This window comes from Vibrio sp. Isolate22 (genome assembly GCF_022398115.1).
Classification (GTDB): domain Bacteria; phylum Pseudomonadota; class Gammaproteobacteria; order Enterobacterales; family Vibrionaceae; genus Vibrio.
Genome location: NZ_JAKEUW010000056.1, coordinates 13,284 through 37,200, shown reverse-complemented (window position 1 = coordinate 37,200; position 23,917 = coordinate 13,284). Strand labels below are relative to the sequence as shown.

Sequence of the window (23,917 nt, the reverse complement as noted above, 5' to 3'; positions counted from 1 at the left end):
GAGCGGTATGGATACCACAAGCGTTCACTCTCAGAAACAGCGATGTATCGAGTTAAACAGTTGCTAGGAGGGAAACTGAGCTTAAGAAATTACAATGCCCAGGTGGGTGAAACTTACGCGATGATAAAAGCGTTGAACAAGCTTACTAGGTTAGGTATGCCTAAAACTTGTCGTATTGACTAAGAAATACGCGAAACGGGTTGGCTCTATATCTAAATTTAATTACGCAACAAAGCCTTTAGGAAAACCTTCTAACATATCAAATCCCGAACGTTCTTTTATCACCGATGCACGGTGTAATAGTGGCAGCCAAGCAATATCGACATTTGAAATGTAATTACCTTTAAAGAATTGAGTATCGCCTAGTTTATTTTCAGCTTTAAGAAACGCTTTTTGAAGATTTGCCAAACGTGTATCAAACGTATCTTTGTCTTTACTTCCCATCGTTCCGCATTGTGGCATGTAATGTTTGCTCGCTTGATATGACCATGCTCGGTCCAATGCTTTTTGCTCGGCTGATACCTCTTCAATAGGTGCGTATTTATCGTCAAGGTATTCAACAATCGCATCAGATTCAAATAATACGGTGTCATCTTCAGTCACTAGCACAGGCACTTGACCATTTGGAGAAATATCCAAAAACCATTGTGGCTTGTTGTTAAGCTCAATGTATTCGATTTCAAACGGTACTTTTTTCATAACTAGAGCCCCCATTACACGTTGAACGAATGGGCAGTTTTTAAAGCTAATCAGTTTAATCATTGTTGACTCCGTATCAGGTCATTAATTTGTATTTACATCCCTAAGACGAGCGTCATCAACAAAAGACGAAGTATAATTCTATTTTTTGGAAATTAAGAAATATAGCCACTTAAACGATTAAAGAAATTGCTATAGATGCCATTATTACACCCACAACAAATTCCAATACCTTCCAGGCTCGCGGGTTCTTAAACATCGGAGCCAAGAAACGCGCACCAAAGCCAAGAGAAAAGAAGAACACAAAAGAAGCCGATACCGCTCCAGCTCCAAATAACATCTGATTAGGTTGATACTGAGTGGAAATAGAGCCTAATAACACCACGGTGTCTAGATAGACGTGTGGGTTTAACCAAGTAAAAGCTAAGCACATGGCTACGGCTTTGGTTAGTGAATCATTGGCTTGCGCATTCGCTTCTAGCGCATGATTTTCAGTGAATGCCGAGCGGAAACTTAAAAATGAATACACGCCCAAAAACATTGCCCCACCATAACGAGCAATCAGTTCGATTTGAGGAAACTGCTGAACAATAGCTCCGAAGCCTGTGACGCCAAAACTAATCAGCAACGCATCAGAGACAGCACACACAGTACAAATGACCAAAACATGTTGGTTCTTTAAGCCTTGCTTGAGTACAAAAGCATTTTGAGAACCTATCGCAAGGATCAGCGAAAGTCCGAGGGAGAAACCGGAAAAATAAGTCGTCATGATAAGTGGTTATTTCTAGTCAATAGCTAAAGTCGTTCGTGTAAATATTATCTGATTTATGCATCTTGTTAACAAGTAGCCCAATAGCCGAGGGGTGATGCATTGAGTCATACCCCTGCCTTTCTGACTTCATCATCTAAGCTTTAGCTTAATAAATAACAAAATAATCAATTGATTTTAAAGTAAATCTATCCACCAAATTCATTTTATAAATGTTGTTTTTATTAATAGAATTTGGCTCAAACTTTCAACCTTAAAAATCGTTCACAGTGAGATCTCAATACCATTTCATTGACCAAGCGAATGATAGAAATCTAATTGCATATTACCTTTTGACAGTTTTTTGAACGGGCTTTTCCCGCTCTATCGACTGGCTTTATGTGCTTAGACATAGCCTTATACAAGCCAGTTAGTCACATAACTATAAGGACGCAACACAGATGAAACACGGATACCGACTTACTACTCTCGCTTTAGCTATCATAGCTTCCGCACACGCCACCGCTTCAACAGTTAAAGAAGACGGCGTTACACCGCAGATTGTCAATTCACCTTTCATACAAGACGTAAAAGGTACGATTGTTGAAGATTACTCTAAGCAAAACATTCAACCATCCTTGTTCTCAATGAGAATGATGAGCTCTGCTGATTCACAGCGCGGCGATTGGTTCAATCTATCTGCGAGCTACACAAGGCTTCAAGGCGTAGGTTCTGACGTGGTATATGACTACCTTTTGCCACCGCTAAAGCCAGAGCCAGTGATCGTGGCTGTGCTTGATTCGGGCGTTGATGTGGAACATGAAGACCTCAAAAACAAACTTTGGACGAACAAAGGCGAGATCCCAGATAACGGTATTGATGATGACGGCAATGGTTACATCGATGATATTCACGGATGGAACTTTCTCGGAAACTCTTTAGGGATCAACGTTGATCAAGATACATTAGAGGTCACACGAGAATACAAAAAATACTTGAAACTTAAAGAAAATGGGCATTGGATCCCACGCAAAAAGCGTAAGTACTATGAAGGCGTAGAATCCGACTATCTTTCCTCTTTAAAAGACGACCAAGATGCGTTAAATCGTGTCACTACCGCGATTGACCAAGCCAACGAATACAAAGCAGAGATTCTTCAATACGTTGATCAGAAAGACTTTTCGACTAATGGTTTAAAAACGCTATTAGATAACGAAAACGCTAGCGTTGTTGTAGCGGCGCAAAGTCTCCTTAACCTATTTGAATCTTGGTATTCATTTGAATACTTGGAGTCTCGTCGTAGCCGCTACCAAGACTCTTTAGACTTTCATTTAAATCTTGAGCTCGATACTCGTCGCGACATTGTCCTAGATGACATCAATAACCCTTGGGAAAAAGGTTACGGTAACAACGATGTTAAGGGGCCTGTTGGCTCTCACGGCACTCACGTAGCTGGTATCATCGCAGCAGAGCGCGGCAACTTTATCGGTATCGATGGTGTTGCAGACCATGCTCAAATTATGGCGGTACGCATGGTGCCAAATGGTGATGAGCGAGACAAAGACATTGCCAACGCTGTTCGTTACGCTGTCGATAATGGCGCAAAGATCATTAACATGAGTTTTGGTAAAAGCTACTCACCTCGCAAGTACATCGTTGACCATGCATTCCGCTATGCTGCTCGTAAAGGTGTACTGATTGTTCACTCTGCGGGTAATAGCCGTAACGACAACGACATCAAACCAAGCTTTCCTAACCGCTATGCTAAGCACTACCGTTCAAAGCCTATCTCAACATGGTTAGATGTGGGTGCATCTGCAAAATACGCAGACCAAAGCTTAGTCGCAAGCTTCAGTAACTTCGGCCAAGAATCAGTCGATGTATTTGCTCCGGGATATCGCATCCTATCAACAACACCGGGTAACACTTACGGTTCAAAAAGTGGCACTAGCATGGCAGCTCCTGTAGTTTCGGGTATCGCGGCATTGGTGTGGTCTCGTTACCCAGACCTGTCAGTAAAAGAGCTGAAATCGCTATTAATGAACGAATCAAAAGTCTACCCAGAATTGCTTGTCAAAAAGCCTTCTAGCCCGACAGATTTAGTGCCTTTCAACACCCTATCGATTTCCGGAAGCGTGGTTGACGCTGAAGCGATATTCACAGAGTTAGAAACACGCTAACGTTGTCCTATCTATTGATTCATTGAGAAAAAGGTTGCTCAGAGCAACCTTTTTGTTTTTTATTGCAGCAAAAGAGATTCCAGATACCTCGTCCCTCGGTTCTGGAATGACGACAAGAAATAATAAGGATGTTGTATTCGTCATTCCCTATAGTGAGGAACGAACGTGATAGGAAATCTCGCTTTGCGGTAAGAGATTCCGGATACCTCGCTCCCCAGTTCTGGAATGACGACAAGAAATAGTAAGGGGGGTTGTATGCATCATTCCCTACAGTGAGGAACGAACGCAACAAGGAGTCTCGCTGTGCGGTAAGAGATTCCAGATACCTCGTTCCTCGGTTCTGGAATGACGACAAGAAATAGTAAGGGTGTTGTATTCGTCATTCCCTACAGTGAGGAACGAACGTGATAAGGAACCTCACTATGCGATAAAAGATTCCAGACACCTCGCGCTTCTAGGATAACGAGCGGAAATAACGTGAACGCTTTATTTGTCATTCCCTACAGTGAGGGACGAACGTGATAGGGAATCTCTTTTATCTTGTGTTTCAACTAAACTGCGTCTAGCGTAGTTCGATACTCATGAACTGGCTGTAAGGGTCTAATTCATAATCCGCAAAAGGTTCACAGTATCCAAAACCAAACTTCTCGTACAAATTGCGCGCAGGCTTGAAGTACTCCTCAGAACCTGTTTCCAAACTGATCCTCTGATATTGGCGGCTAGAAGCCGTATCTAGAACATGCTGCAAGAGTTGACTCGCCACTCCTGTATTACGAGCAAACTGAGAGGTTCGCATCGATTTAAGCTCGGCATGTTGGGGATCCAACTCTTTAATAGCAACACAACCCAATAATTGACTGTCTTTCCATGCACTGAAAAAAGTAATCTCTGGTGATTTCAAAGCATCAAGATCGAGTGCATGCACGCTTTCTGGTGGCGACGTTGCATACATGTCCGCTAAGTGTTCTTCTAATAGCCGAATTACCTCTCCGCATGACAAATCATCAATTTTTATTTTCATAACGCTTTAATTATCCTTAATAAAATTTTAATCCGTTTTCCATTCAGTAAAATTACGCTAGTGTAGTTAAATGATGAATATCATACTTTGCATGTAGAGTCTCGCTGCATTTACCGTGTCTATCAGCGATATACCCAAATTAATGCAAAGCACCATTTTACGGTAGAGATTAATTGATCAGACCGATATGAGTATCCAACTAGACTTAACGACAGCCTTACCTTGCCAGAACTTCGATTCTGCTCAAGGCTACATTACCCTCCAGGATCATCAGGTCATTGATGTCGACGATAATATCGCGACCCTATTTGGTTACGATGACCGAGAGTCGCTATTAAAGAATGTCGATTTCGTTTATTCCATGGTACCAGAGAGTTACCATGGCGCTCTTCGTGAACGTTACCTCACAGCCATTAAAGGTCAGCTTCAGAAAGGAAAACTGTATAAGGATGTACCTATTAATGGGCGAACTCTATCCCTATTCAGCCTAGCGCACGTCATTAAACTCAATGACCGCCCTGCTCTTCGAGTCATGATCATCGATATCACATCTGTAGTTGCCTCTGAACGTAAACATCAAGAGAAAGACCACATGTATCGCACTCTACTGAAGAGTTCGAAACAAGGTGTGCTCATTCATCAGAACTTCAAACCACTAATGGTTAACCAAGCTTGGGTCGAAATGCAGGGTGCTGATTCAATAGAGCAAGTACTGGCGATGGACTCTGTTATCTCAATCATCCCGCCCGACAATCGAGTCAGCGCGCTAAAACGTAGCCAGAGTATTATGGCCGGTCACACGCCGAGTTTTAGTTCAGTGGTCGAAAACCGTTGCCTTGATGGAAGCAAAAAATACTTCAATATTTACGACAACATCATCTATTGGGAAGGCGAAAAAGCGATTCAAGTGGTGGTCGAAGATGTCACTAGTAAAGTCGCACTAGAAAAAGAGCTCATTCATCGCGCACTTCACGATGACCTTACGCAGGTATTAACTCGTCAGGCGGTTTATGACTGGCTAAAAAAACCGACTAACAATCATGCTAATATGTCTTGCTTGCTTCTCGATATTGATGACTTCAAAAACGTGAACGACCAATTTGGACATAGCGTCGGTGACACTGTCATTCGAACACTCGCAACCATCATCAAGAAGCATGTCAAAGCTCTAAATGGTGTTGTTGGCCGTTGGGGTGGTGAAGAATTTATCGTGTTCTTTCCAAAATCTGTGACATGCCACGCAACCGCACTGTCTACTGCAGAGTCTCAAGCAAGAGTTGTAGGTGAACGTATCTGTGAAGAATTTCGAAACCATCAGTTTATCGGTTTTAACCGGAAAAAATTCAAAACAAGCGTCAGCATTGGTATTACCGACAGCTGTATCGTTCGTACTACTCGCTCCCTCAACACACTCATCAGAGTCACGGATGAAGCGCTTTATCAAGCAAAAGCTAATGGTAAGGATAGAGTGTCATTAAACCCTGAAGGCGCTTGTGTAGAGCCTAGCTAATCATCTAGCTCGCACCACATCGGACTTCCACTCTTACCCGAAGAATCTAGACAGTAAAAATAGGACAAATTTAGCTAAGATTTTCTTGTTATTTTCAAGTTCTAGTTTACTATGCGCCACCCCAATTTTTTCAGCAAATGCTGCAGGCAAACATGTCCGCCAACGCGCTCTATACCGACCTATCTGGTTACTATGATTTAATGTGTGTTGATATTGACTACCAAGCGCAAAGTCACTGCGTTCGTAGGCTACATCAGATTTTTGGAAATGAAGGAAAAACTCACCTAGACCTTGGATGTGGTACTGGTCCGCATGTTCGTCACTTTATCGATTATGGCTATCAAAGTAACGGACTTGACCTGAACCAACCCATGCTAGACATTGCTCAAGTTCGCTGTCCTGAAGCTAACTTTTCTGTACAGAACATGAGTAATTTCGAAGTGTCACAACCGTTCGACCTCATTACTTGTTTTTTGTATTCGATCCACTACAACGATGGTATCGAGAAGTTAAAAGAGTGCATCGCAAGCGTTCACAAAGCCCTAAATCAAGGCGGCGTCTTCTGCTTTAACGTGGTCGACAAAGATAAGATCAGTAATGATCTGTTTGTTCGTCATACTACCAATCAAGAACAGGACGATTTGACCTTCCGTTCAGGCTGGTATTACTCGGGTGAAGGCGACAAGCAAGCATTGAAGCTCAGCATCGAGAAAACTACGGCTGGTGAGACTCAGGTCTGGAATGACGAACACCCTATGGTGGCGTTCTCATTTAGAGAGTTGATTGAGATATTGAAACCCTACTTTGAGGTTCATATCTTTGAACATGACTATGACAAGCTTTTACCTTGGGATACGCACTCAGGTAATGCACTCATTGCGTGTGTGAAAAGCTAGTTTACTTCTCGTACAACGTTAGCGCTCACGACAAAGAGCCTAGATCAAAAGAACCCACAAGACGTTACGTCATGTGGGTTCTTTACTTTATGGTGATTTACTTATCAAATCAGATTGATTAGAAGTCAGCCGTCATGCCTACGTAGTAAGTACGTGGTTCTTCAACATAGCCCATATTTTCAAGCTCTTGAGATACCGCTTCGTCAGTCAAGTTTGTGATACCCGCTCGTAGTCGCACCGAATCATTCACGTTGTAAACCGTACCGATGTTCAATGTTGTGTACGCGTCTTGTGTTAGGTCCGTTTCGATATTACGTTCACCACGGTAACGTGCACTAATAAAGGTGTTCAGATCGTAGGTTGGGTTCCAGCTAAGTTTAACCAAACCTGAATGCTTGTAACGCTCTAGTAGCTCTTCACCCGTTGATTTGTCTTCTGTGTCAAGGAAGGTGTAGTTACCAGAAATGCCCCACTCGTCGGTGATCTGGAATTGACCAGTAAGTTCTGCACCTTGAACTACTGCCTCTGAAACGTTTGTGTAAGTACGCTTACCATTTACATAACCAGTAGAGCTTGAACTATCAGCACATCCTTTACCAGACTCAAACATTCCACCGTTCTCACAGTAGGTTTCATCACGCTCAATTAGGTCATTGATTTCATTACGGAACAAGGCACCTTCAACATTCCAACGAGGCTGACTGTAAATCGCAGCGATCTCATAGTTCAAACTGGTTTCTGGTTTAAGATCTTCACTACCATGTAAATCACATACGCCTTTACAGCTGTTGACTGTGTAGTCGGCCTGGTTTTGGGTTAATGTAGGTGCTTTAAACGCTTTACCCACACCGCCTTTGATGATTAAGTCATTCGTTGTTTGGTGAACTAGATACACACGAGGGCTAAACTCTTCGCCATATAGTTCGTGTTTATCTAGACGGCCACCAATTGTCGCTGTTAGTTGATCCGTCATCAGCCATTGATCTTGAATAAACAATGCACCTTGGTAAGCCTCTGACGTCCCGTTAGCTAAGTTTTCTTTGTTTGTGAGCTCACTTAACTGGTAATCCATACCAAACGTGACTGTATGATTATCACCCAGATAAGTCGTTGCTGAAGCTTCGACAATTTGGGTCAACTCTTCAACATCACTGCTGTAGTTATTACCTAAATCAGCCGCGTCACTGTCAGTTACATTTTCACGCGAGTAGCGAACTTGTGTATCACCCCAGCTCCAAAAGCCGCTGTGTGTTATCGCTTGGCTGTTACGCACAACCTTACTATCAATTGGATTTGCACCTGTGGCATATTCAGCCAAACCATCACGTTGGTCGTCGCTGTAACCAAAATCTAAATCTAAAGTTTGATTATCTGTTGCATGCCAAGTCAATGTGCCTAATAGGCTCAAAGTATCACGACCTTCTAGTGCCGTAACGTCCTCTCTGTCGTGACCCGAAGAGTGAATGCCTGAGTATGGCTGCCATGCATCACGACTGGTTTGGTTAATAGAAAAGCGGGCAAACAACTCATCTTCAATCAAAGCACCTGAAGTCGTTAGACCTACAGATTGCTCCTGCCCGCCATTGCCATCCATTGGTGATGAGGTATCCATACTCAATGTCGAGCTCCACTCATTGACTGGAGCTTTGGTGATGATGTTGATGGTACCGCCCATACCATCTGAGCCGTAAAGTGCTGACATTGGGCCGCGGATGATTTCAACACGTTCGATTGACTCAACAGGGATAGTAGAAAGGTCGAAGTCGTTACCACGGATGATGGCACTTGCCGAACTTAAGCGACGACCATTCACCATGATAAGCGTATAGTCCGAATCCATACCACGAATAGAGATCATTTGGCGCCCTGCTCGTGTGCTATCAAAGTCAGACTCAACACTCGTCGAGTCTGCAACGATATCAGCCAAAGTGATGCCCGGGCTGTCTTCAATATCTTGAGCAGTAATGACAGACATAGACGCTGGAGCTTGTTTCAGCGCCATCTCTGTACGAGTCGCGGTAACAACCATTTGCTCATCGGTTGCCTGCGTTTCTTCTTCAGCCATAACACTAGCTGGAAGTGACGTACAAATAACAGCGACTGCGATCGATAAAGGCTTACGAATAAAAAGGGAACTCTCAGACATGATATTCATTCTTATATGTGATTGGTAATGATAATGGTTTGCATTAAATAGCCAATTACCACTCTAATCAACGAAAGTTTCATACCAAAAATTGATTATCGCTATTCAACATTCACATAAGGATGTGATCTATATTCATTTTAACGAGTAGCTCACACATACATTCACAACCTCAATGCATTAGGCGTACAACTCTTTGAACAATTCGCGTATCCAACGACACATTGGGTCGTTATGAAAACGTTTATGCCAATACAAATACACATCTTCCGACGCACTTCTTATTGCCTTGGGTACCCTTTTACAGACCAAGTTACGCTGTTTTGCAGCTTGAGACGCGAAAGGCGTCGGTAGGTGAAAAATGATGTCTGTCGTCTCTGCTATATCCGCTGCAATATTGAAATTAGACAATTGAATCGGAATCGATAGCTGACGCTGCTTATCGATCAAGCCGAGATCTTTGAATCTATTTTCAATCGAAAGCTTCTTATCGCCTTGGAGTGAAATCTGCCCAAGCTGGCTATTCAACAAGTCATCAACCGTGATCTCTTTATCAGCCAACGGATGGTCTTTGCTCATTAACAGGCGATAATCGCGACTAATCACGAACATTCGATACAGGTTTTGCTCTGAACTTAGCGGCTCATGAGTCGATAACACAAAGTGTGCGTCACCGGACAGCAAGGGCTCGAAATGGCGCTTAGGAATAGAATCAATATCAACGACCATATTTGGTGCTTGTTTGCGGATCTCTGCGACTACTTTAGGTAATAGGTGCGAAACCTGTGGCACCAAACCGAAGAAACGTACAGTGCTATCACTCGTTTGTGGTTCAAAAACATCACCATGAACTAACTTCTCTAAACGAGTAAGTACTGAGTTTAGATCTTGCTTAATGGCTTCTGCTTTTGGTGTGAGCTCGTAGCCATAAGCCGCCCTGACTAACAGATCATCGTTAAACACGGTTCGTAGTTTTTGAAGCGAACGACTGACCGTAGGTTGGCTCATGTCCAACGCTAAGGCTGTGTTTGAGACATGCTTTTCTTCGAGAAGGTGTTTGAGGATAACCAATAGGTTGAGATCGACTTGCGCAAGATTCATTATTTAAATATTCACAAATTTGAAAATTCAGAAGTCGAATAGTGCTATTACACACCAAGTAATACAATTGATAATCACTCTTATTTTGATCTTAAGCAAAATTAACTGACGTCTTTAACTACGTAAGTAATATCGATCGAGCTTGGACAAATAGTCGTTCTGTATCATCAATAACAAAGAGAGGCATATAGCCTCTCCCTTCATTCACTTTAGAACTACGTTTCGTAGCCCATTTGCTTTATAGGATTAAAGTTTAATCCACGCATCTTGCCAGTATTGGCTATCGCCAGGTGCGTACGAAGCACTTGCACACCACGCCGTGTAAGGCCAAGGTTTACATTCGTATAAACCATTGTCGCTACCTACCACGATGTCGCCTGCTTCGTAGTTAGTACCAGCTGCATACGGAGGGTAGTTGCCCGGAGGAGGTGTTGTTCCGCCCTCTTCTTTTACTGAGAACGAGTTATCCACCATCACCACTTCGCCATCTGTCGCAGTTCCAACCACTTCAAGCTTGTACTGACCTTCTGTAATATCATACAGGTCCATCGTAACCGTGTGGCTATCAGTTAGGTTTACGTTGGTCTGTTCAACCACAGAACCCGCGCTATTAATCACCTTTGCGATTACATCAAGCGCTTCATTCGACTCCAATGTGAACTGAATACTTACATCGCCATTATCTAGAATATATTCAGACTGCAGACCAGAGACGCTCAGTTCTACGTCACCACCTGGACCAGGGTTGCCACCACATGAACTGTCTGACGCTTTCTTCCAAACGCCCCACTCACCTGTTGTTCCCGGCTCTTCACCACGAGTGTACCAACCCGCCACCCAAGTTGCTCCATCGTGGGATACCTGATCACCTTCGACATAAACTGTATTAGCATCCCATGCTGCTGCGCAGTTCGAACCGTCAGTCACAGACACTTTACGTTCAGCAGTTACCGTTTGATTTGCACTATCTGTTACTTGGTAAACAAGCGTGTAGTTACCTATCTCATTCACATCGACACTGCCAGTGTGTGTAATTGAACTTGTTAGGTCACCGTCTTCAGCATCATTTGCTGTAACACCCGCCATTGGGTCGAATGAATTACCAAGCATTACAGTAGTATCCGACACGCCGTCGAAAACAGGTTTTTGGCTGTAAACTTCTACCGTTCTTGCTTTGGTTGTTTCATTGTTATCGCTGTCTTTTACGCGGTAAGTCAGCACGTAAGTTCCAATAACACTGGTCTCGACATAACCTTCAACATCAATTGATGAGGTTAAATCACCATCTTCTTTGTCTCTTGCTGTCACGCCTTCCATCGGGTCAAAAACAGTGCCGTGAAGAACACGTGTATTTTCAGCACCTTTCAACACAGGCTCACCTTCAACAGGTGGCGGTGTCACTTGGCCGTGAACAAATGGACCGTAGTCTTTAATGAATTGTTCGTTGTATGCTTGTCCGGCTTTGTTGGTGCCCATATCCCAGTTGATAGACCACGTCATGACGCCACGTAAAGGTTGCCCCTGAGCAGTTAAGCTATCGAACGCGTCGTATAGGTCTTGTGGCTCTTTCACAAAACCAGTTGCCGCTGCGTCAATACTCGAAGGGATACCAAACACAAGCTTATCGTGCGGGATCTTATGGAAACCACGGGTTCCGTTGATTAGAGAGTCTGAGATGTAGTAAATGAACTCTTCTTTTAGCTCATCGTTGTTTTGAGCAATCCAGCCTACGCCGTCAACCCAGATGCCGTCGCCACCTTGGTTATAAAACTGCGGGTTGATCCAATCGTAGTAACCTTCCAAGTTATCGATGTAGGGAACATACTTACCACCAGTCGTTAGGTACGGGAACTCTGGCGCCATAGTAATAAGGAAGTTTTTACCTTCCGCGCGGTAATGATCTTTCACTAGCTTCAGCGCATCTGGAATAACGGTTTGGTTGTTTGCAGCAGTGACGGCCGCTTGTTCAAGGTCGATATCTAGACCATCAAAGCCATAGCGCTCCGTGAGACGAATGATCTCATCAGCAAAGGCTCTTTCATCACCAGTTTCTAGCTCTACGTGTGCATCTGCACCACCCAAAGCCAACAGTACAGAGCGACCTTGCTTGTTGAGTTCTGAGATTTGGTCAATAAATTGTTCTTCTGATAGCCCAACCGTTGGGTCCAGTTTAAAAGTTGGGATTCGACCATCCGCTACATCGTACACTTTCATGAATGATACATTCACGATGTTGTACATAGGGTTCACTTCGTCCAATGTCACGCAAGGTGCATTACCACCTTGATAACCCCCGCCATCACACCAGTTGTGCCAATAACCTACCACGACACCCGAATCTGGATTCGTCATGTCAGATCCATTTGCATAAACTGCACCTGACATGGCCGCCATGCCGACTGATACTGCTAATTGTAGAGCTTTACGTTTCAACATTAGTCCCACTTCCTTACTTAACAGCTGTGCCAATCACAACCGAACCAATTCATTTTAATCATGAATATTTATAGAGAAGTAACGGAATTTATAGGAAATAAGGACCTTTGATTTAACTTGTGATTTTAAGTCACAGATTGAATATTAGAATCAATATGATTTTGACTTTTCATTCAAATTAAAATGCGAAATACGCTCTTTTTTATCAGTTTATATTGATCATACAAATATATTAAACACCGTTAATTCACGAGTAAAATTAAGCATTATATACGGATGAAACATCGTTAAGTGAACTGAATAAAAGCTCTAAAGATTATGATATTTAAGGCTTTTTTATTTTGCGAGTGATGTCACCAAAATCTGTAAGTGGCTTAATTGGACGTACAAGCCCAATTAAACCCCACATATAAATTTCTACACTAATAAATCAACAAAAATATAACATCACAATTATTTTGAATGGCCTGAATAATAGCTCTCTATTCGTTCAATAAGGCTCAACTTATCCACTTCTTTCAGCGAATTTATTCCTGCAGCGGCTTTCCTTCCGCCCCCTGTATCAAAGCTCGAACAAATTTCATCTGCGCCAACTCTGTTTGATAAAGGCGCTCGTAAACTCACAGTGTAAGACTGAGCATCAGTGTTTTTAGTTAACACCGCTTGTGCTCGAGCTGGGTCTTGATTCACTATTTCATTGCTAAATACACCACTGATTCGTCTTGCCCAAGTCTCTGCAGGCAATTCGAACACGCGCGCGACTTCACTCTCATAGATCGGAGTAAGGTTTGATAATTGTTGGTTGTCCGTTTTATAAGCGGCGCGAAGTTGATAAAACACGGAATCTTTATCATCCAATAGATCGAATGGGTTCGGATATTGATAAAGCGCTTGGTAAAGCTCAGTCGGTGAAAAGTGCAGATCACTCAATGACGCGCCATAGCCGTTATAGTTGATTAGCGTGCCTAGCTCTTGCAAAAATTCGGTTTGAGGTTGGTCAAATCCATTTGTTAGCGCTAATCGTGCAGCCACCGCTTTTAAATTATCACCAAACGCTGCTGCGATTGCCCACGCTACATATTCTCCCTTGAGTTTTTGGTTGATCAAAAGACTTGTGCAACACTCCGGTGCTGTATTAATCAGAGTCTCAAGGTACTCAGACTTGGGGATGTCCCCTGTACGATGGTGATCGCAGTAAAAGACAGTAATCTCATCAGCAAGCAGTGATTGTAATGCGGGTAGATTTTTCTCCATCGACACATCTAAAACAGTCACCGATGTAACATCACTTTTTGCACTCTGTTCCGTTAGTTGGCTAGCAACCTGCGAGACCAGCTTGATATCGCGTTTCACCCCCGTGATAAGAGTGCTCTCTTTAGGCTCATGTAGGCGCAGTTGAAGCAATGCGATGATGCCATCTGCATCTCCGTTGAATACGTCGTAATGCATTTTGTTCCTCTTCCCGTGAGATTCAGCCATCCACGATAAAGCAATGTGTACAGCTTGTATCGTGAAGGTATAACTTAGCTTAATAGACGATGTTTATTTTAACCTTATTTCATAGATACTTAAGTCCGATTTGGAATGCCTTATTCTTAATCCTCTATCTTCGTATTTGTCCATACCTCTCAAATACAAAAAAGGCGCAGATAGTCTGCGCCTTTGGTTTTAGTTATTTTGGTGCTTAATTAAGACGTTTTGAACTGTGCGACTGCTTTATCCATTTCATGGGCTTGCTCTGCTACTTTGTCTACTTCAACTAAACAGTGCTGTGCTGAGGCATTATTATCGTGTGAGATGGCATTGAGTTCCGTGATGGAATCACTCACTTGTGCCATCACAGCACCCTGCTCTTCAATCGCGGACGCGATGCGTTCAGAGTTACCTTGAATGCTCTGCATGTCACTTAAGATAAGCTGCAAGCTAGCATCCAGTTCTTCTGAATCTTTAAGCGTTAGCTGACCTTGCTGGTTACACTCGCCAATTTCAGTCATCGATGCTTGCATCTGGCTTTGAATCGCACTTACCACCGAGGTTATCTCTGTCGTCGATTGATGCGTTCTGCTAGCAAGTGCGCGTACTTCGTCTGCTACCACTGCGAAGCCACGACCTTGCTCACCGGCGCGTGCTGCTTCGATTGCTGCGTTCAATGCTAGTAGGTTGGTTTGTTCAGCAATGCCTTGGATGATGTTGACTGCATCACCGATTTGATCAACATGATGGTTCAGTGAGCTGATTGAATCTTGGCTGCTTGATAGACGTTCAGACAACTGAGTAATGTTATTGATTGTATCAACCACCACTTCACGCCCTTTGTCTGCGTTCACTTTCGCTTGTTGAACGCCTTCTGCAGCGACCGAAGTGCTTTCTGAAATTTCACCAATCGTTAATACCATCTCTTGAACGGATGTTGTCATGGTTGAGGTGTGGTTTGCTTGAACTTCAAACTGTTTGATTACCGACTCAAGCTCGTCATGCATGTTAGAGGTACTTTGAGTCAGTTGTAGAGACTTAGATTGAGAGGCAGAAATCAAGCCTTCAAGCTGATCAAGCAACTGATTGAAGTATTGACCTAGTGTGCTCAACTCGTCTTTACCATCAAGATATGAACGAATCGACACATCGTTGGAATCGACAATATTACGGATCACCGAAAGCAGTGATTCAATTTTGCCAATGATAGAGCGAACGATTAACCAGCTGAACAAAATGATCGACACAAGCAAGGTGACGCAAAGGATGTTGTTGATCAGCGATAGTTTGTCCATCTCCTTTTGAGTTTCTTGGTCAAGCACTGCTGAAAACTCCTTAAACTGAGTTTCAATCACGTGAGAACCTGCACGCGCTTGACCAAGCAGGCCTTCGTTGTGCTTCAAGCCAATGAGTTGTTTTTGCTCGACCACCTGCTTTGCTGTTTGTAGCAAAGCACTGGAACTTGATGACAGCATAATCGGATCAAAAGTACCTTTTTCAATCAGGTCATTAAAAAGGTAAAGCTCAACTCTTTGCTCTGGACTTGCGGTTGCACTCATACTGTCTAACACTTCATGAAACTGCCCTAATAAGCCTTTGTCTCTTGCCAGTCCATAAACTTCCGTCGCCTTGACCAACTCTACAAAACTCGTGTGGTAAGCCTCGATGTCTTCACGTAAGTGTGTGCTGTTAACTAAACCTAAATCATTCAGAACCACATTGAGTTGTGATTCTGAAGCCAAAAACTTGTTGTAGTTTACGTCGAACTTATCAAGGTACTTCATATCATTTCGTAACAAGAAGTCTTTCTCATTACGGCGGAGGTTAAGCAGGCGAACTTCCAGCTCTTTAGTGATTTGTTTAGCTTCGCTCATTTGAGCAGTCGTATCTGCGAATTGCGACGTGGTAAACAGCAATGAAATCATGCCGAAAATGGAAAACATTCCCAATGAATAGAGCTTTTTCTTTATATCCATAGATGTGACTCGTCTTTACTAAATTTAGGTATCTAAGGCTGGGCTTTTGACTGTGTTATCCTGCCCAAGCTATTTCGTTATTTTTATCTTTTTACCAATAATGGGCGCTCTACAGGGGCTGTTTTGCCTCTATATCTCGCCATTGCACATTCATTGAAAATGCAAATAAGAGCGCTCACTAACGTTAAAATTATCAATAACACAAATTGGTACGATGTACATTAGCAAGATTATAAAATTGGGATACAAAGGTTTCTCATGTTTGATACAAACGTTAAAAACAGCCCTGACACCTTTTAAATAAAGGGATTTGGAGGTTTTATCACCGCACCTTTTGTTTAGATGAGTTCCTGTGATAAGTCCTTAATTTTAGTAAAAAAGTCACTGTTTAATGAGCGTCGGAACCGCTCACCAGATAGCAAAAAGCCGACATCAACTGTCGGCTTTATAACTAGGGTCTGCTGTTCCTAAGTATTCTGATTCAAGGGCTCATGCGCCTCTCAATGTCCACTAGCGCATTTAGTTAAACGTTTGAGTCCAAAAGCTGTGTAACGAATAGTTTGAGTTCAGTATTAAGTGATGTGCATAACCTAAGCCCATCTCCGTGTGGCTTGGGTTCATCATTGCTTGGCACGATGCAGTACGACCTGCTTGTGAACTTAAACCTGCATTGTTGCTTTGACCATATGCGTTTGTGTCTACAGGATCGCCATAACCAAATAGAGGTGTTATAGCAGAGTATGAAGCCACGCTAGAAACATTGGTAAGCAAAGATTGATATTTCGAACCAGAGTTTACGAACTGTATTTTCTCTGCGTCAGCCGTGAATTGCGCTGCAGCAGCAGTTGAATCACTCCAAGCAACCGGTGGTGCGGCATTTAATGCAATGTCGCTAGGATTCAATGTATTACACCAACGTTTTGTTGAGCGTGCACAATTGGTCGCAATGACCGCCTGGTATTTAAGTGTATCTGCATTAGAGTTATCTGGTAAGTTAACGATCTTACACCAATGTTGGTCAGCAACGCCCTGCCCTGGCATGCCCCAAATCGCACCGTTAAGTAGCTGCACTTTATCTAGGCTGTCGAAATCGATTAATGCTTCATTCGTTAGACCGCTAATATCCAAGTCGATCGTTCTTAAGTTCGATACGAATAAATGGTTACCCAATTCTTTGGCTGCGCTATTAATGTGCTCGTTTTGCATCAACGCCCAAGCGTTACCAAAATTGCTTTTTAGTCGCTGTTCATACACAAGAGCAGAGAATTGGTATGTCGGTAGAAAAACTGTATTTGAAGTCACCGAGTCTTCATAAGATACCGAGTCGATTGACTCAACAATTAAATCTTCGTTGACCACCGTATTTTTAAAAGAGTACTCATTCAATTTGTTATTAGTACATGATGCTGTGACGTTATTTCCCGCTCCATTTTTTATTAAAGCTTCATATTCTGATATCACACCATCGATATACAATTCTCTACCTTCTTTTTTTACGGATAGATTATTGGTTTCATAACAATGAAAAGCAGGAAGCTCAATTAGGGTTGGACTTGGCATATCTATATTTACTAGTGGAATATCCAATCCTGTCAAATCAAGAGTTGTGGAATTGTCGATATAAGTCTTTGTATTATCGGCAATTTGATTTCCTCTTTGAAGATCTTGAACGCGTAACAACGAGTAGACAACATGAACCATATTGTTATTCATTGGAATAATATCTGCGGTTTGTCCGACTAACGCAGGAACAGCTGCCTTTGAAGCGCCATTGGCTGTCGATGTCACTACTGTTTTCGGCTTTGGTGTAACGGTAACTGTTGACGGTGAAGACCCCGCAGTACTTGGGCTAGATGATCCCCCACCACCCCCACAGGCAGTTACAGATAAACCCATGACTAGTAATGATGTCGCTTGCATAAAATTCATATTTACTTTTCCTTAATCGTAAAAAATCGAGCCATGACGAGAGTAATGGTTATATTTCTTCTTAGAATTTATGGGTCCTTCGGACAAGTCTTCGACCGCCAGCATGCAATACCAGGTCGTGCACACCAACAATAAAACACCGTTCAATTGCTAACGATAATCTGACAAAGTCATATTTGTGTAAAGAATAAATACGTACACAATTCAACCATTCTCATTTATGAGACTGATAGATCCAAATAAGAAACATCATGTTCAAAGTCGATAATCAATGATTATAAAATAATATTCTTCTTTATCATCTCGCTACCTCTTACAAAATAGCCATGTTACTCAATGACTTAAAAGGAGATGATTATTTAAGATAAGTACATGAAATTATGAATACTGTTCAATTGTAGATATGAAAATCGTGAATCTATTTTACTTTGTGGTCAATGACCCTATTTAACGATCTCTTGCTTCTTGAATTAAGAAATATAGGGAACAAAAGTAAATATTTAAATACTTGTTAAAATAACAGTGAAATTTAACAACTAACAAACATCCATGCTTGTTTGAGAAAAAAATGGACCTACTGATTAAGTAGATCCATTTTATGTGTCAACCATTCATAGTCTAAGGGAGACCGCCCCTGGATACGAGCTGATAACCCGCAACGCGTTAAAAAGCTTTCACCATTTGGGTTAAGCACTTCAATAGCACCGCTTTGTCTTGCTCTTCTATGCCTTGGGTTAGCTCGTTTACGAGATTTAGGTGAAGTTGGTTATGGTGAACGTGGATCTTTTGCCCTTCATCAGTCAAAGCAACCACAATTGCTCGGCGATCGGTTGGGTGTTGATGACGTTCAATTAACTCTGCTTTAACCAACTTTTCAATTTGAACAGTAAGCGTACCTGTTGTAATACCAAGCTTTTCGGCAAGCTCTTTCATTCTCAATGCGCCATGCATGCCCAACACTTCAATCGTATGGACCTGCGCGAGCGAGTAACCCGTTTCTTTAACAACGGATTGCTCCCACGAAGACATTTTATCGTAGAACTCAGTCAATATTTGGTTAAGCTGTTCTATGTTTTGCATGGCCATTTAAGTGCACTTCAAGAGTAAGATGATTTATCTTATCAAACTTGGCGAGCATTTGTTTATATTAAGAAACGGATTTATCACTGATTGATTCAAGAGTAATCGCTGCTGAATAATGATGACCACTCACCTTCCACATATGAAAATCTGTCACGGAAGCATAAGGCGATAACGTTTCGATCACCCAATCACGGTAATCCTGGTGGATATTTTCATCGAGTAAGATTGGGCTAGTCTGTTTCATAAGGTTCATAGTCCACTTAGCAATAACCAGCGCGCCGACAATCCCCATCACTGCATCTAACCAGTTCCAACCATAAAACTTACCAAACAACAGCGCGACAATCGCTAGTAACGACGTTAACGTATCCGCCAAAACGTGCATGTATGCAGCGCGTAGATTGTGATCATGATGGTGGCCGGTATGACTATGATGATGCGTATCTTCATGACTATGTGAATGACCATGCGAATGCCCGTGAGCGTGTCCATGATCATGGTCGTGATGGTGGTCTCCCAACAAGAACATGCTTACGACATTCACCGTAAGACCAATACAAGCGACGATAATCGCTTCATTAAATTGAATGGCTTGAGGGTTGAACAAACGATGTACCGACTCCACCAGCATCAACAGAGCCACAATACCCAAAGCAATAGCACTGGTGTAGCCCCCTAAAACACTCACTTTACCTGTACCGAAAGAGAAACGAGCACTATCAGCATGTTTTCTTGCATAGCGATAAGCAAACAAAGTGATACCAAACGCTGCTGCGTGTGTCCCCATGTGCCAACCATCTGCAAGCAATGCCATCGAGCCATAAACAGTACCTGCGATGATTTCGATAAACATGGTCGTGACAGTCAGTAGCAGGACATAGAAAGTGCGCTTTTCACCTTGACTGTTATGTGAAGAGAAGTTGTGTTGGTGATGGGTTGTAAAGCTCAAAATGGTGTCCTTAATCTTATGCTCAAAGTTGATGTCACTGATCAGTCAAACTACTTTGACAAACAAGTATTTTGACTATCAAATTAATATCGCTCAATTTAGTTTGATAATCAAACATTGTCAATGCGGTATTTCCTGTGACGTATATGGCAGCGACAAAAAAAGCCTACGTACAGTGGGCTCAGGTCCATTTATTGGTTGTTATGCGAGTTTGCTGCGACGCTAATCAACGCCTTTTTGTAGCAATGTAATCTCATCATTCACCCAACCCAATAGTTGCTTTGTGGCTTTCGACAACACCTGGTTCTGCCTAACAATGTAACCAAGACTGGTGCTAGAGAAGTTAAGTAATGGTGTGACTTTCGATTTTAAGTGTGGCTTGGTTGATATAGCGAATTCAGGAATGATGGCAACGCCAAATCCCGCTTCAGCCCAGTCAATTTGTGCATCAACACTGCCAACTTCCATCACTCTGTAATTAGGAAGATTCAGACCGGGAAGCCCTTCGTCGATAAAGTCTCGAGTTCTTGTATCGTGACCCAGTAGAATTAAGGTCAGTTCAGGATCGATTTCATCGTTCTTAGGATCATTATCCTTCGAGTTATCGGTGCTTTGAGGCTCTAAACCATCCCCCAGAGCACACCATGATAGTTCTTGCAGCTTAGTAAAATAGAGTGACTCATTATGCTGCTCTTTGGCAATCACAAAACCCAGGTCTGCCTTGGCGTTCTTTACCAAACTGGATGCTTGAGATGAGGTGGTATTAAGCAATGTAAGATCGATGCCCGGGTACTGCGCTTTAAATTTCTGAAAAGGACGAATCAATAGAAATCGAGAGATAATGTCACTAACCGCAATAGTTAGCGTCCCGATTTTGAGGTCATTGATCGCATTAAGATCAGCCTGACATACCTGTAACTCAAGTAAGGTTCTTTTACTGGTTTCTAATAGCCTTTCGCCCGCTTGAGTTAGCTGAAATGGGCTCCTTTCTATGAGCTTGATACGTGTTAGCTGTTCAAGTTGCTTTAGATGCAAGCTCACATTCGGCTGCGTCATATGAAGAGCGTTGGCCGCCTTACCGAAATGTTTGTGTTCAGCTAATGTCACAAACGTGTTCAACAAATTGATATCAAGCATCATGTTCTCTCATGTGTTAATTCAAGCTACTAGGAATGCCCCATTTCGTTATTTCTCAAGACGACGAACAACCTTACCCTGTCATTCCCTACAGTGAGGAACGAACGTGATAGGGAATCTCGCTTATGATTAAAACTTTAGAGCTATATGGAATCCTTATCAAGATAATAAAGATAATTAATTTCTCTTATCTACAATGCAGCACTAACATGATTTCTCAATCAGTCAGGAGATAAACTTATGCCATCTATCGTTGTTGTGGGTGCAAACTGGGGTGATGAAGGCAAAGGCCGCATCGTCGATTTTTTAGCAGCAGAAGCATCTGCAAGCATTCGTTTCCAAGGCGGAAACAATGCAGGCCATACCGTAGTTAACGACTTTGGTACATTCAAACTGCACCAACTTCCAAGTGGTATTTTTAACCCTGACTGTACGGCTGTACTTGGCCCTGGCATGGTGATTAGCCCTGCAGCATTAAGCGAAGAGATCGCAGAAGTTCAAGCAGCAAATGTTGACGTTAAACTTGCTATTTCTGATCGTGCGACACTATGCCTACCACTGCACGCACTGGAAGATACGCTTGAAGAAGAACGCTTAGGTGATGCCGCTTACGGTTCAACTCGCCAAGGTATTGCGCCAGCATACGGCGATCGCGTGATGAAAAAAGGCATCCTTGTGGGTTGGCTAAATCAACCAGAGGTTCTAGAGCAGCGCATTCAATTCATGCTTGATTGGAAAATGCCTCAACTAAAAGCCCTTTACCCTAAATGTGACTTTACTCAGACCGCATCAGAAATGACTGAATGGCTACTTGAAGTGACGAAAGCTTGGCGCCCGTTCATTTGTAACGTGACCGAGCCTCTTAAAGCACTTCAAGCACAAGACGCAAACCTACTGTTTGAAGCTCAACTCGGTGCAGGTCGTGACTTGGTTTACGGTGAATACCCTTGGACAACATCATCAAATGTAACTGCAGCTTACGCGGGTATTGGTAGTGGCTTACCTGCCCTTCGCCCTGAGCGCGTTATTGCAGTAGCCAAGGCATTCAGTTCATCTGTCGGTACAGGTACTCTGGTTACAGCAATGGAAGAGCAAGATAGCTTCCGTGAGAGCTCTAACGAATACGGTGCTACAACCGGTCGCCCACGTGATATGGGTTACTTCGATGCTGTAGCAACGCGCAACGGTGTTGAACTGCAAGCCGCGACAGAAATCGCTCTAACTAAGATTGATTGCCTGTCTGGTTTGGCTGAGTTAAAGATCTGTACTGCATATGCAGACGAGCACAGCGAAAACCCAATTTGGCCACAAACGACAGAGCTGAAACCTGTTTACGAAGACATGGCGGGTTGGGATGAAGACATCACAGGTTGTCGCACTTTTGAAAGCCTTCCTCAAGCTGCACAGGATTATGTTACTCGCATTGAAGAACTGATGGGCGTGCCAATTGTAATGGTATCGGTAGGTCCTGAACGCGACCAAATGATCATTCGAGCTTAGACAAGTCAAATAAGCAAAAAGCCCACACTGGTGGGCTTTTTCGTACCTACTATCGGCATATAAATACTATAAAAACTACAACTTGTTTTTCTTATTGCGATACATGTTTTCATCTGATGACTTGATTAAATTGATGATGTTCAAGCTTTGAGAATCAGAGGTTCCGCACCCGTAAGAAAACCCTAGTGAAACATCATCATCACCACGAAACCCCTCAATGAACTCATGAAAATCTGCACGAATTTTACGAACCAATTCACAAGCGTATCCGCGATCTTCGGAATGAATAACAACAATGAACTCATCACCACCCACTCTCGCCGGTATTGTGTTGTATTTGATGTTATTTCTGATGCACGAAGCAAAGCCAGAAATGTAATCATCGCCTTTAAAGTGCCCGTAAGTATCATTGATGTACTTTAAATTATCCAAGTCAAAATAGAGACAAACGATCTCTCCATCATCAATGTTTGCTTTGTTGAATTCATGAAAGAATCCCCTTCGATTGAGAAGCATCGTCATGATATCGAAGTGGCTGTTTTTATATAAAATCCTGCTCTCTTCTTTCAAGAGGATTTCAGACCGTAGCAAGGTTGAAATGTTCTCAATCAGGTTCACTTGGCTTTCCGTATACTCGGTTGGATTCAAGTCAAACACGAACAGGATGGCAAACACTTCTCCATCTGTGCCGCTGATGGGGATGCCACAAAATGATTTATAGTCGTCAGGCTCCTTCTCGACAGTTGCCTCACCACAAGAACATCCACTCAAATAAACCGTGCGGTTCTCTTTGTATACATACTCACAAAAACAACTGATCTTACTTTTGTGCTGCTCGCACAGTTTGGTTGAAGAACATAAAACGCTCTCAAAACCCAAACGAGTAAAATCGGAGATCGTGATGATCCCCGCATTCGATGCGTCCATAATGTCGCATATGTTGTCCAATATAGATATCCAAGTATCTACGTCGATATTTTGTTCCATCCCTTCAGAAGAGACTCTGTCAAATAGCATCAATTATTCTTTAGTATCAGATAGTTAAATTTGATTGAATATTCATTAGCATCCGTTATAACAAAAATTCTATGCACGATAATATTGAGTGGGGTTCCGACAGATTGATAGCTAAG

Annotated in this window: 15 protein-coding genes and 3 pseudogenes; 5 read left to right on the top strand and 13 right to left on the bottom strand. The window is 42.6% G+C overall.

The window, feature by feature from the left end; all coding sequences use genetic code 11:
* Nucleotides 1–183: pseudogene (locus tag L1D55_RS22250) on the top strand (IS5/IS1182 family transposase); the annotation flags it as partial.
* A 54-nt stretch (nt 184–237) separates the two neighbouring features.
* Here the strand turns inward: L1D55_RS22250 and L1D55_RS22245 are convergent.
* Nucleotides 238–762, bottom strand: a pseudogene (locus L1D55_RS22245) (glutathione S-transferase family protein); the annotation flags it as partial.
* A gap of 109 nt (nt 763–871) precedes the next feature.
* Complete coding sequence (locus tag L1D55_RS22240) at nt 872–1,468, bottom strand: LysE/ArgO family amino acid transporter (protein ID WP_239918880.1); 597 nt, start codon at nt 1,466–1,468, stop codon at nt 872–874.
* A gap of 440 nt (nt 1,469–1,908) precedes the next feature.
* Between L1D55_RS22240 and L1D55_RS22235 the strand changes: the two genes are divergently transcribed.
* Nucleotides 1,909–3,627, top strand: coding sequence for a S8 family peptidase (locus tag L1D55_RS22235; protein ID WP_239918879.1), 1,719 nt, complete (start codon nt 1,909–1,911; stop codon nt 3,625–3,627).
* A 562-nt stretch (nt 3,628–4,189) separates the two neighbouring features.
* On the opposite strand, the gene L1D55_RS22230 is transcribed toward L1D55_RS22235, so the two are convergent.
* Nucleotides 4,190–4,648, bottom strand: a complete 459-nt coding sequence (locus tag L1D55_RS22230) for a GNAT family N-acetyltransferase (RefSeq protein ID WP_239918878.1) — start codon at nt 4,646–4,648, stop codon at nt 4,190–4,192.
* Between the two features lie 187 nt (nt 4,649–4,835).
* Here L1D55_RS22230 and L1D55_RS22225 point away from each other — a divergent pair, with 187 nt between their 5' ends.
* Together L1D55_RS22225 and L1D55_RS22220 are read left to right on the top strand one after the other, a co-directional pair.
* A complete protein-coding gene (locus L1D55_RS22225) occupies nt 4,836–6,158 on the top strand; it encodes a sensor domain-containing diguanylate cyclase (protein WP_239918877.1) in 1,323 nt (440 codons plus the stop codon).
* A gap of 152 nt (nt 6,159–6,310) precedes the next feature.
* Complete coding sequence (locus L1D55_RS22220; protein WP_239918876.1) at nt 6,311–7,054, top strand: class I SAM-dependent methyltransferase; 744 nt, start codon at nt 6,311–6,313, stop codon at nt 7,052–7,054.
* A gap of 118 nt (nt 7,055–7,172) precedes the next feature.
* Here the strand turns inward: L1D55_RS22220 and L1D55_RS22215 are convergent, their stop codons facing one another.
* The 9 genes and pseudogenes from L1D55_RS22215 to L1D55_RS22175 all read right to left on the bottom strand — a co-directional run bounded on the left by L1D55_RS22215 (nt 7,173) and on the right by L1D55_RS22175 (nt 21,287).
* Entirely contained in the window at nt 7,173–9,200 is a 2,028-nt protein-coding gene (locus tag L1D55_RS22215; RefSeq protein WP_239918875.1) for a TonB-dependent receptor, read from the bottom strand.
* 180 nt (nt 9,201–9,380) lie between these two features.
* On the bottom strand, nt 9,381–10,301 hold the full coding sequence (locus L1D55_RS22210; protein WP_239918874.1) for a LysR family transcriptional regulator: 921 nt from the start codon (nt 10,299–10,301) through the stop codon (nt 9,381–9,383).
* Between the two features lie 246 nt (nt 10,302–10,547).
* Nucleotides 10,548–12,737, bottom strand: coding sequence for an immunoglobulin-like domain-containing protein (locus L1D55_RS22205; protein ID WP_239918873.1), 2,190 nt, complete (start codon nt 12,735–12,737; stop codon nt 10,548–10,550).
* 453 nt (nt 12,738–13,190) lie between these two features.
* On the bottom strand, nt 13,191–14,186 hold the full coding sequence (locus tag L1D55_RS22200) for a DHH family phosphoesterase (protein ID WP_239918872.1): 996 nt from the start codon (nt 14,184–14,186) through the stop codon (nt 13,191–13,193).
* Nucleotides 14,187–14,425: 239 nt separating this feature from the next.
* Nucleotides 14,426–16,135, bottom strand: coding sequence for a methyl-accepting chemotaxis protein (locus L1D55_RS22195; protein WP_239918881.1), 1,710 nt, complete (start codon nt 16,133–16,135; stop codon nt 14,426–14,428).
* A 570-nt stretch (nt 16,136–16,705) separates the two neighbouring features.
* A complete protein-coding gene (locus L1D55_RS22190; RefSeq protein WP_239918871.1) occupies nt 16,706–18,115 on the bottom strand; it encodes a hypothetical protein in 1,410 nt (469 codons plus the stop codon).
* A gap of 663 nt (nt 18,116–18,778) precedes the next feature.
* Nucleotides 18,779–19,195, bottom strand: a complete 417-nt coding sequence (locus L1D55_RS22185; protein WP_128160803.1) for a MarR family transcriptional regulator — start codon at nt 19,193–19,195, stop codon at nt 18,779–18,781.
* Nucleotides 19,173–20,147: pseudogene (gene dmeF / locus L1D55_RS22180) on the bottom strand (CDF family Co(II)/Ni(II) efflux transporter DmeF). The gene L1D55_RS22185 and the pseudogene dmeF overlap by 23 nt, the downstream one beginning before the upstream one ends.
* A gap of 222 nt (nt 20,148–20,369) precedes the next feature.
* A complete protein-coding gene (locus L1D55_RS22175) occupies nt 20,370–21,287 on the bottom strand; it encodes a LysR family transcriptional regulator (RefSeq protein ID WP_239918870.1) in 918 nt (305 codons plus the stop codon).
* A gap of 237 nt (nt 21,288–21,524) precedes the next feature.
* Between L1D55_RS22175 and L1D55_RS22170 the strand changes: the two genes are divergently transcribed.
* Complete coding sequence (locus tag L1D55_RS22170; protein ID WP_239918869.1) at nt 21,525–22,784, top strand: adenylosuccinate synthase; 1,260 nt, start codon at nt 21,525–21,527, stop codon at nt 22,782–22,784.
* A 75-nt stretch (nt 22,785–22,859) separates the two neighbouring features.
* Here the strand turns inward: L1D55_RS22170 and L1D55_RS22165 are convergent, their stop codons facing one another.
* A complete protein-coding gene (locus L1D55_RS22165; protein WP_239918868.1) occupies nt 22,860–23,801 on the bottom strand; it encodes a sensor domain-containing diguanylate cyclase in 942 nt (313 codons plus the stop codon).
* Nucleotides 23,802–23,917: the final 116 nt, after the last annotated feature.

Bases quoted from the DNA above. Each gene is read 5' to 3' on its own strand.
- L1D55_RS22240 (WP_239918880.1), bottom strand. From the start codon at position 1,468: ATGACGACTTATTTTTCCGGTTTCTCCCTCGGACTTTCGCTGATCCTT.
- L1D55_RS22235 (WP_239918879.1), top strand. From the start codon at position 1,909: ATGAAACACGGATACCGACTTACTACTCTCGCTTTAGCTATCATAGCT.
- L1D55_RS22230 (WP_239918878.1), bottom strand. From the start codon at position 4,648: ATGAAAATAAAAATTGATGATTTGTCATGCGGAGAGGTAATTCGGCTA.
- L1D55_RS22225 (WP_239918877.1), top strand. From the start codon at position 4,836: ATGAGTATCCAACTAGACTTAACGACAGCCTTACCTTGCCAGAACTTC.
- L1D55_RS22220 (WP_239918876.1), top strand. From the start codon at position 6,311: ATGTCCGCCAACGCGCTCTATACCGACCTATCTGGTTACTATGATTTA.
- L1D55_RS22215 (WP_239918875.1), bottom strand. From the start codon at position 9,200: ATGTCTGAGAGTTCCCTTTTTATTCGTAAGCCTTTATCGATCGCAGTC.
- L1D55_RS22210 (WP_239918874.1), bottom strand. From the start codon at position 10,301: ATGAATCTTGCGCAAGTCGATCTCAACCTATTGGTTATCCTCAAACAC.
- L1D55_RS22205 (WP_239918873.1), bottom strand. From the start codon at position 12,737: ATGTTGAAACGTAAAGCTCTACAATTAGCAGTATCAGTCGGCATGGCG.
- L1D55_RS22200 (WP_239918872.1), bottom strand. From the start codon at position 14,186: ATGCATTACGACGTATTCAACGGAGATGCAGATGGCATCATCGCATTG.
- L1D55_RS22195 (WP_239918881.1), bottom strand. From the start codon at position 16,135: ATGATTTCATTGCTGTTTACCACGTCGCAATTCGCAGATACGACTGCT.
- L1D55_RS22190 (WP_239918871.1), bottom strand. From the start codon at position 18,115: ATGAATTTTATGCAAGCGACATCATTACTAGTCATGGGTTTATCTGTA.
- L1D55_RS22185 (WP_128160803.1), bottom strand. From the start codon at position 19,195: ATGCAAAACATAGAACAGCTTAACCAAATATTGACTGAGTTCTACGAT.
- L1D55_RS22175 (WP_239918870.1), bottom strand. From the start codon at position 21,287: ATGATGCTTGATATCAATTTGTTGAACACGTTTGTGACATTAGCTGAA.
- L1D55_RS22170 (WP_239918869.1), top strand. From the start codon at position 21,525: ATGCCATCTATCGTTGTTGTGGGTGCAAACTGGGGTGATGAAGGCAAA.
- L1D55_RS22165 (WP_239918868.1), bottom strand. From the start codon at position 23,801: ATGCTATTTGACAGAGTCTCTTCTGAAGGGATGGAACAAAATATCGAC.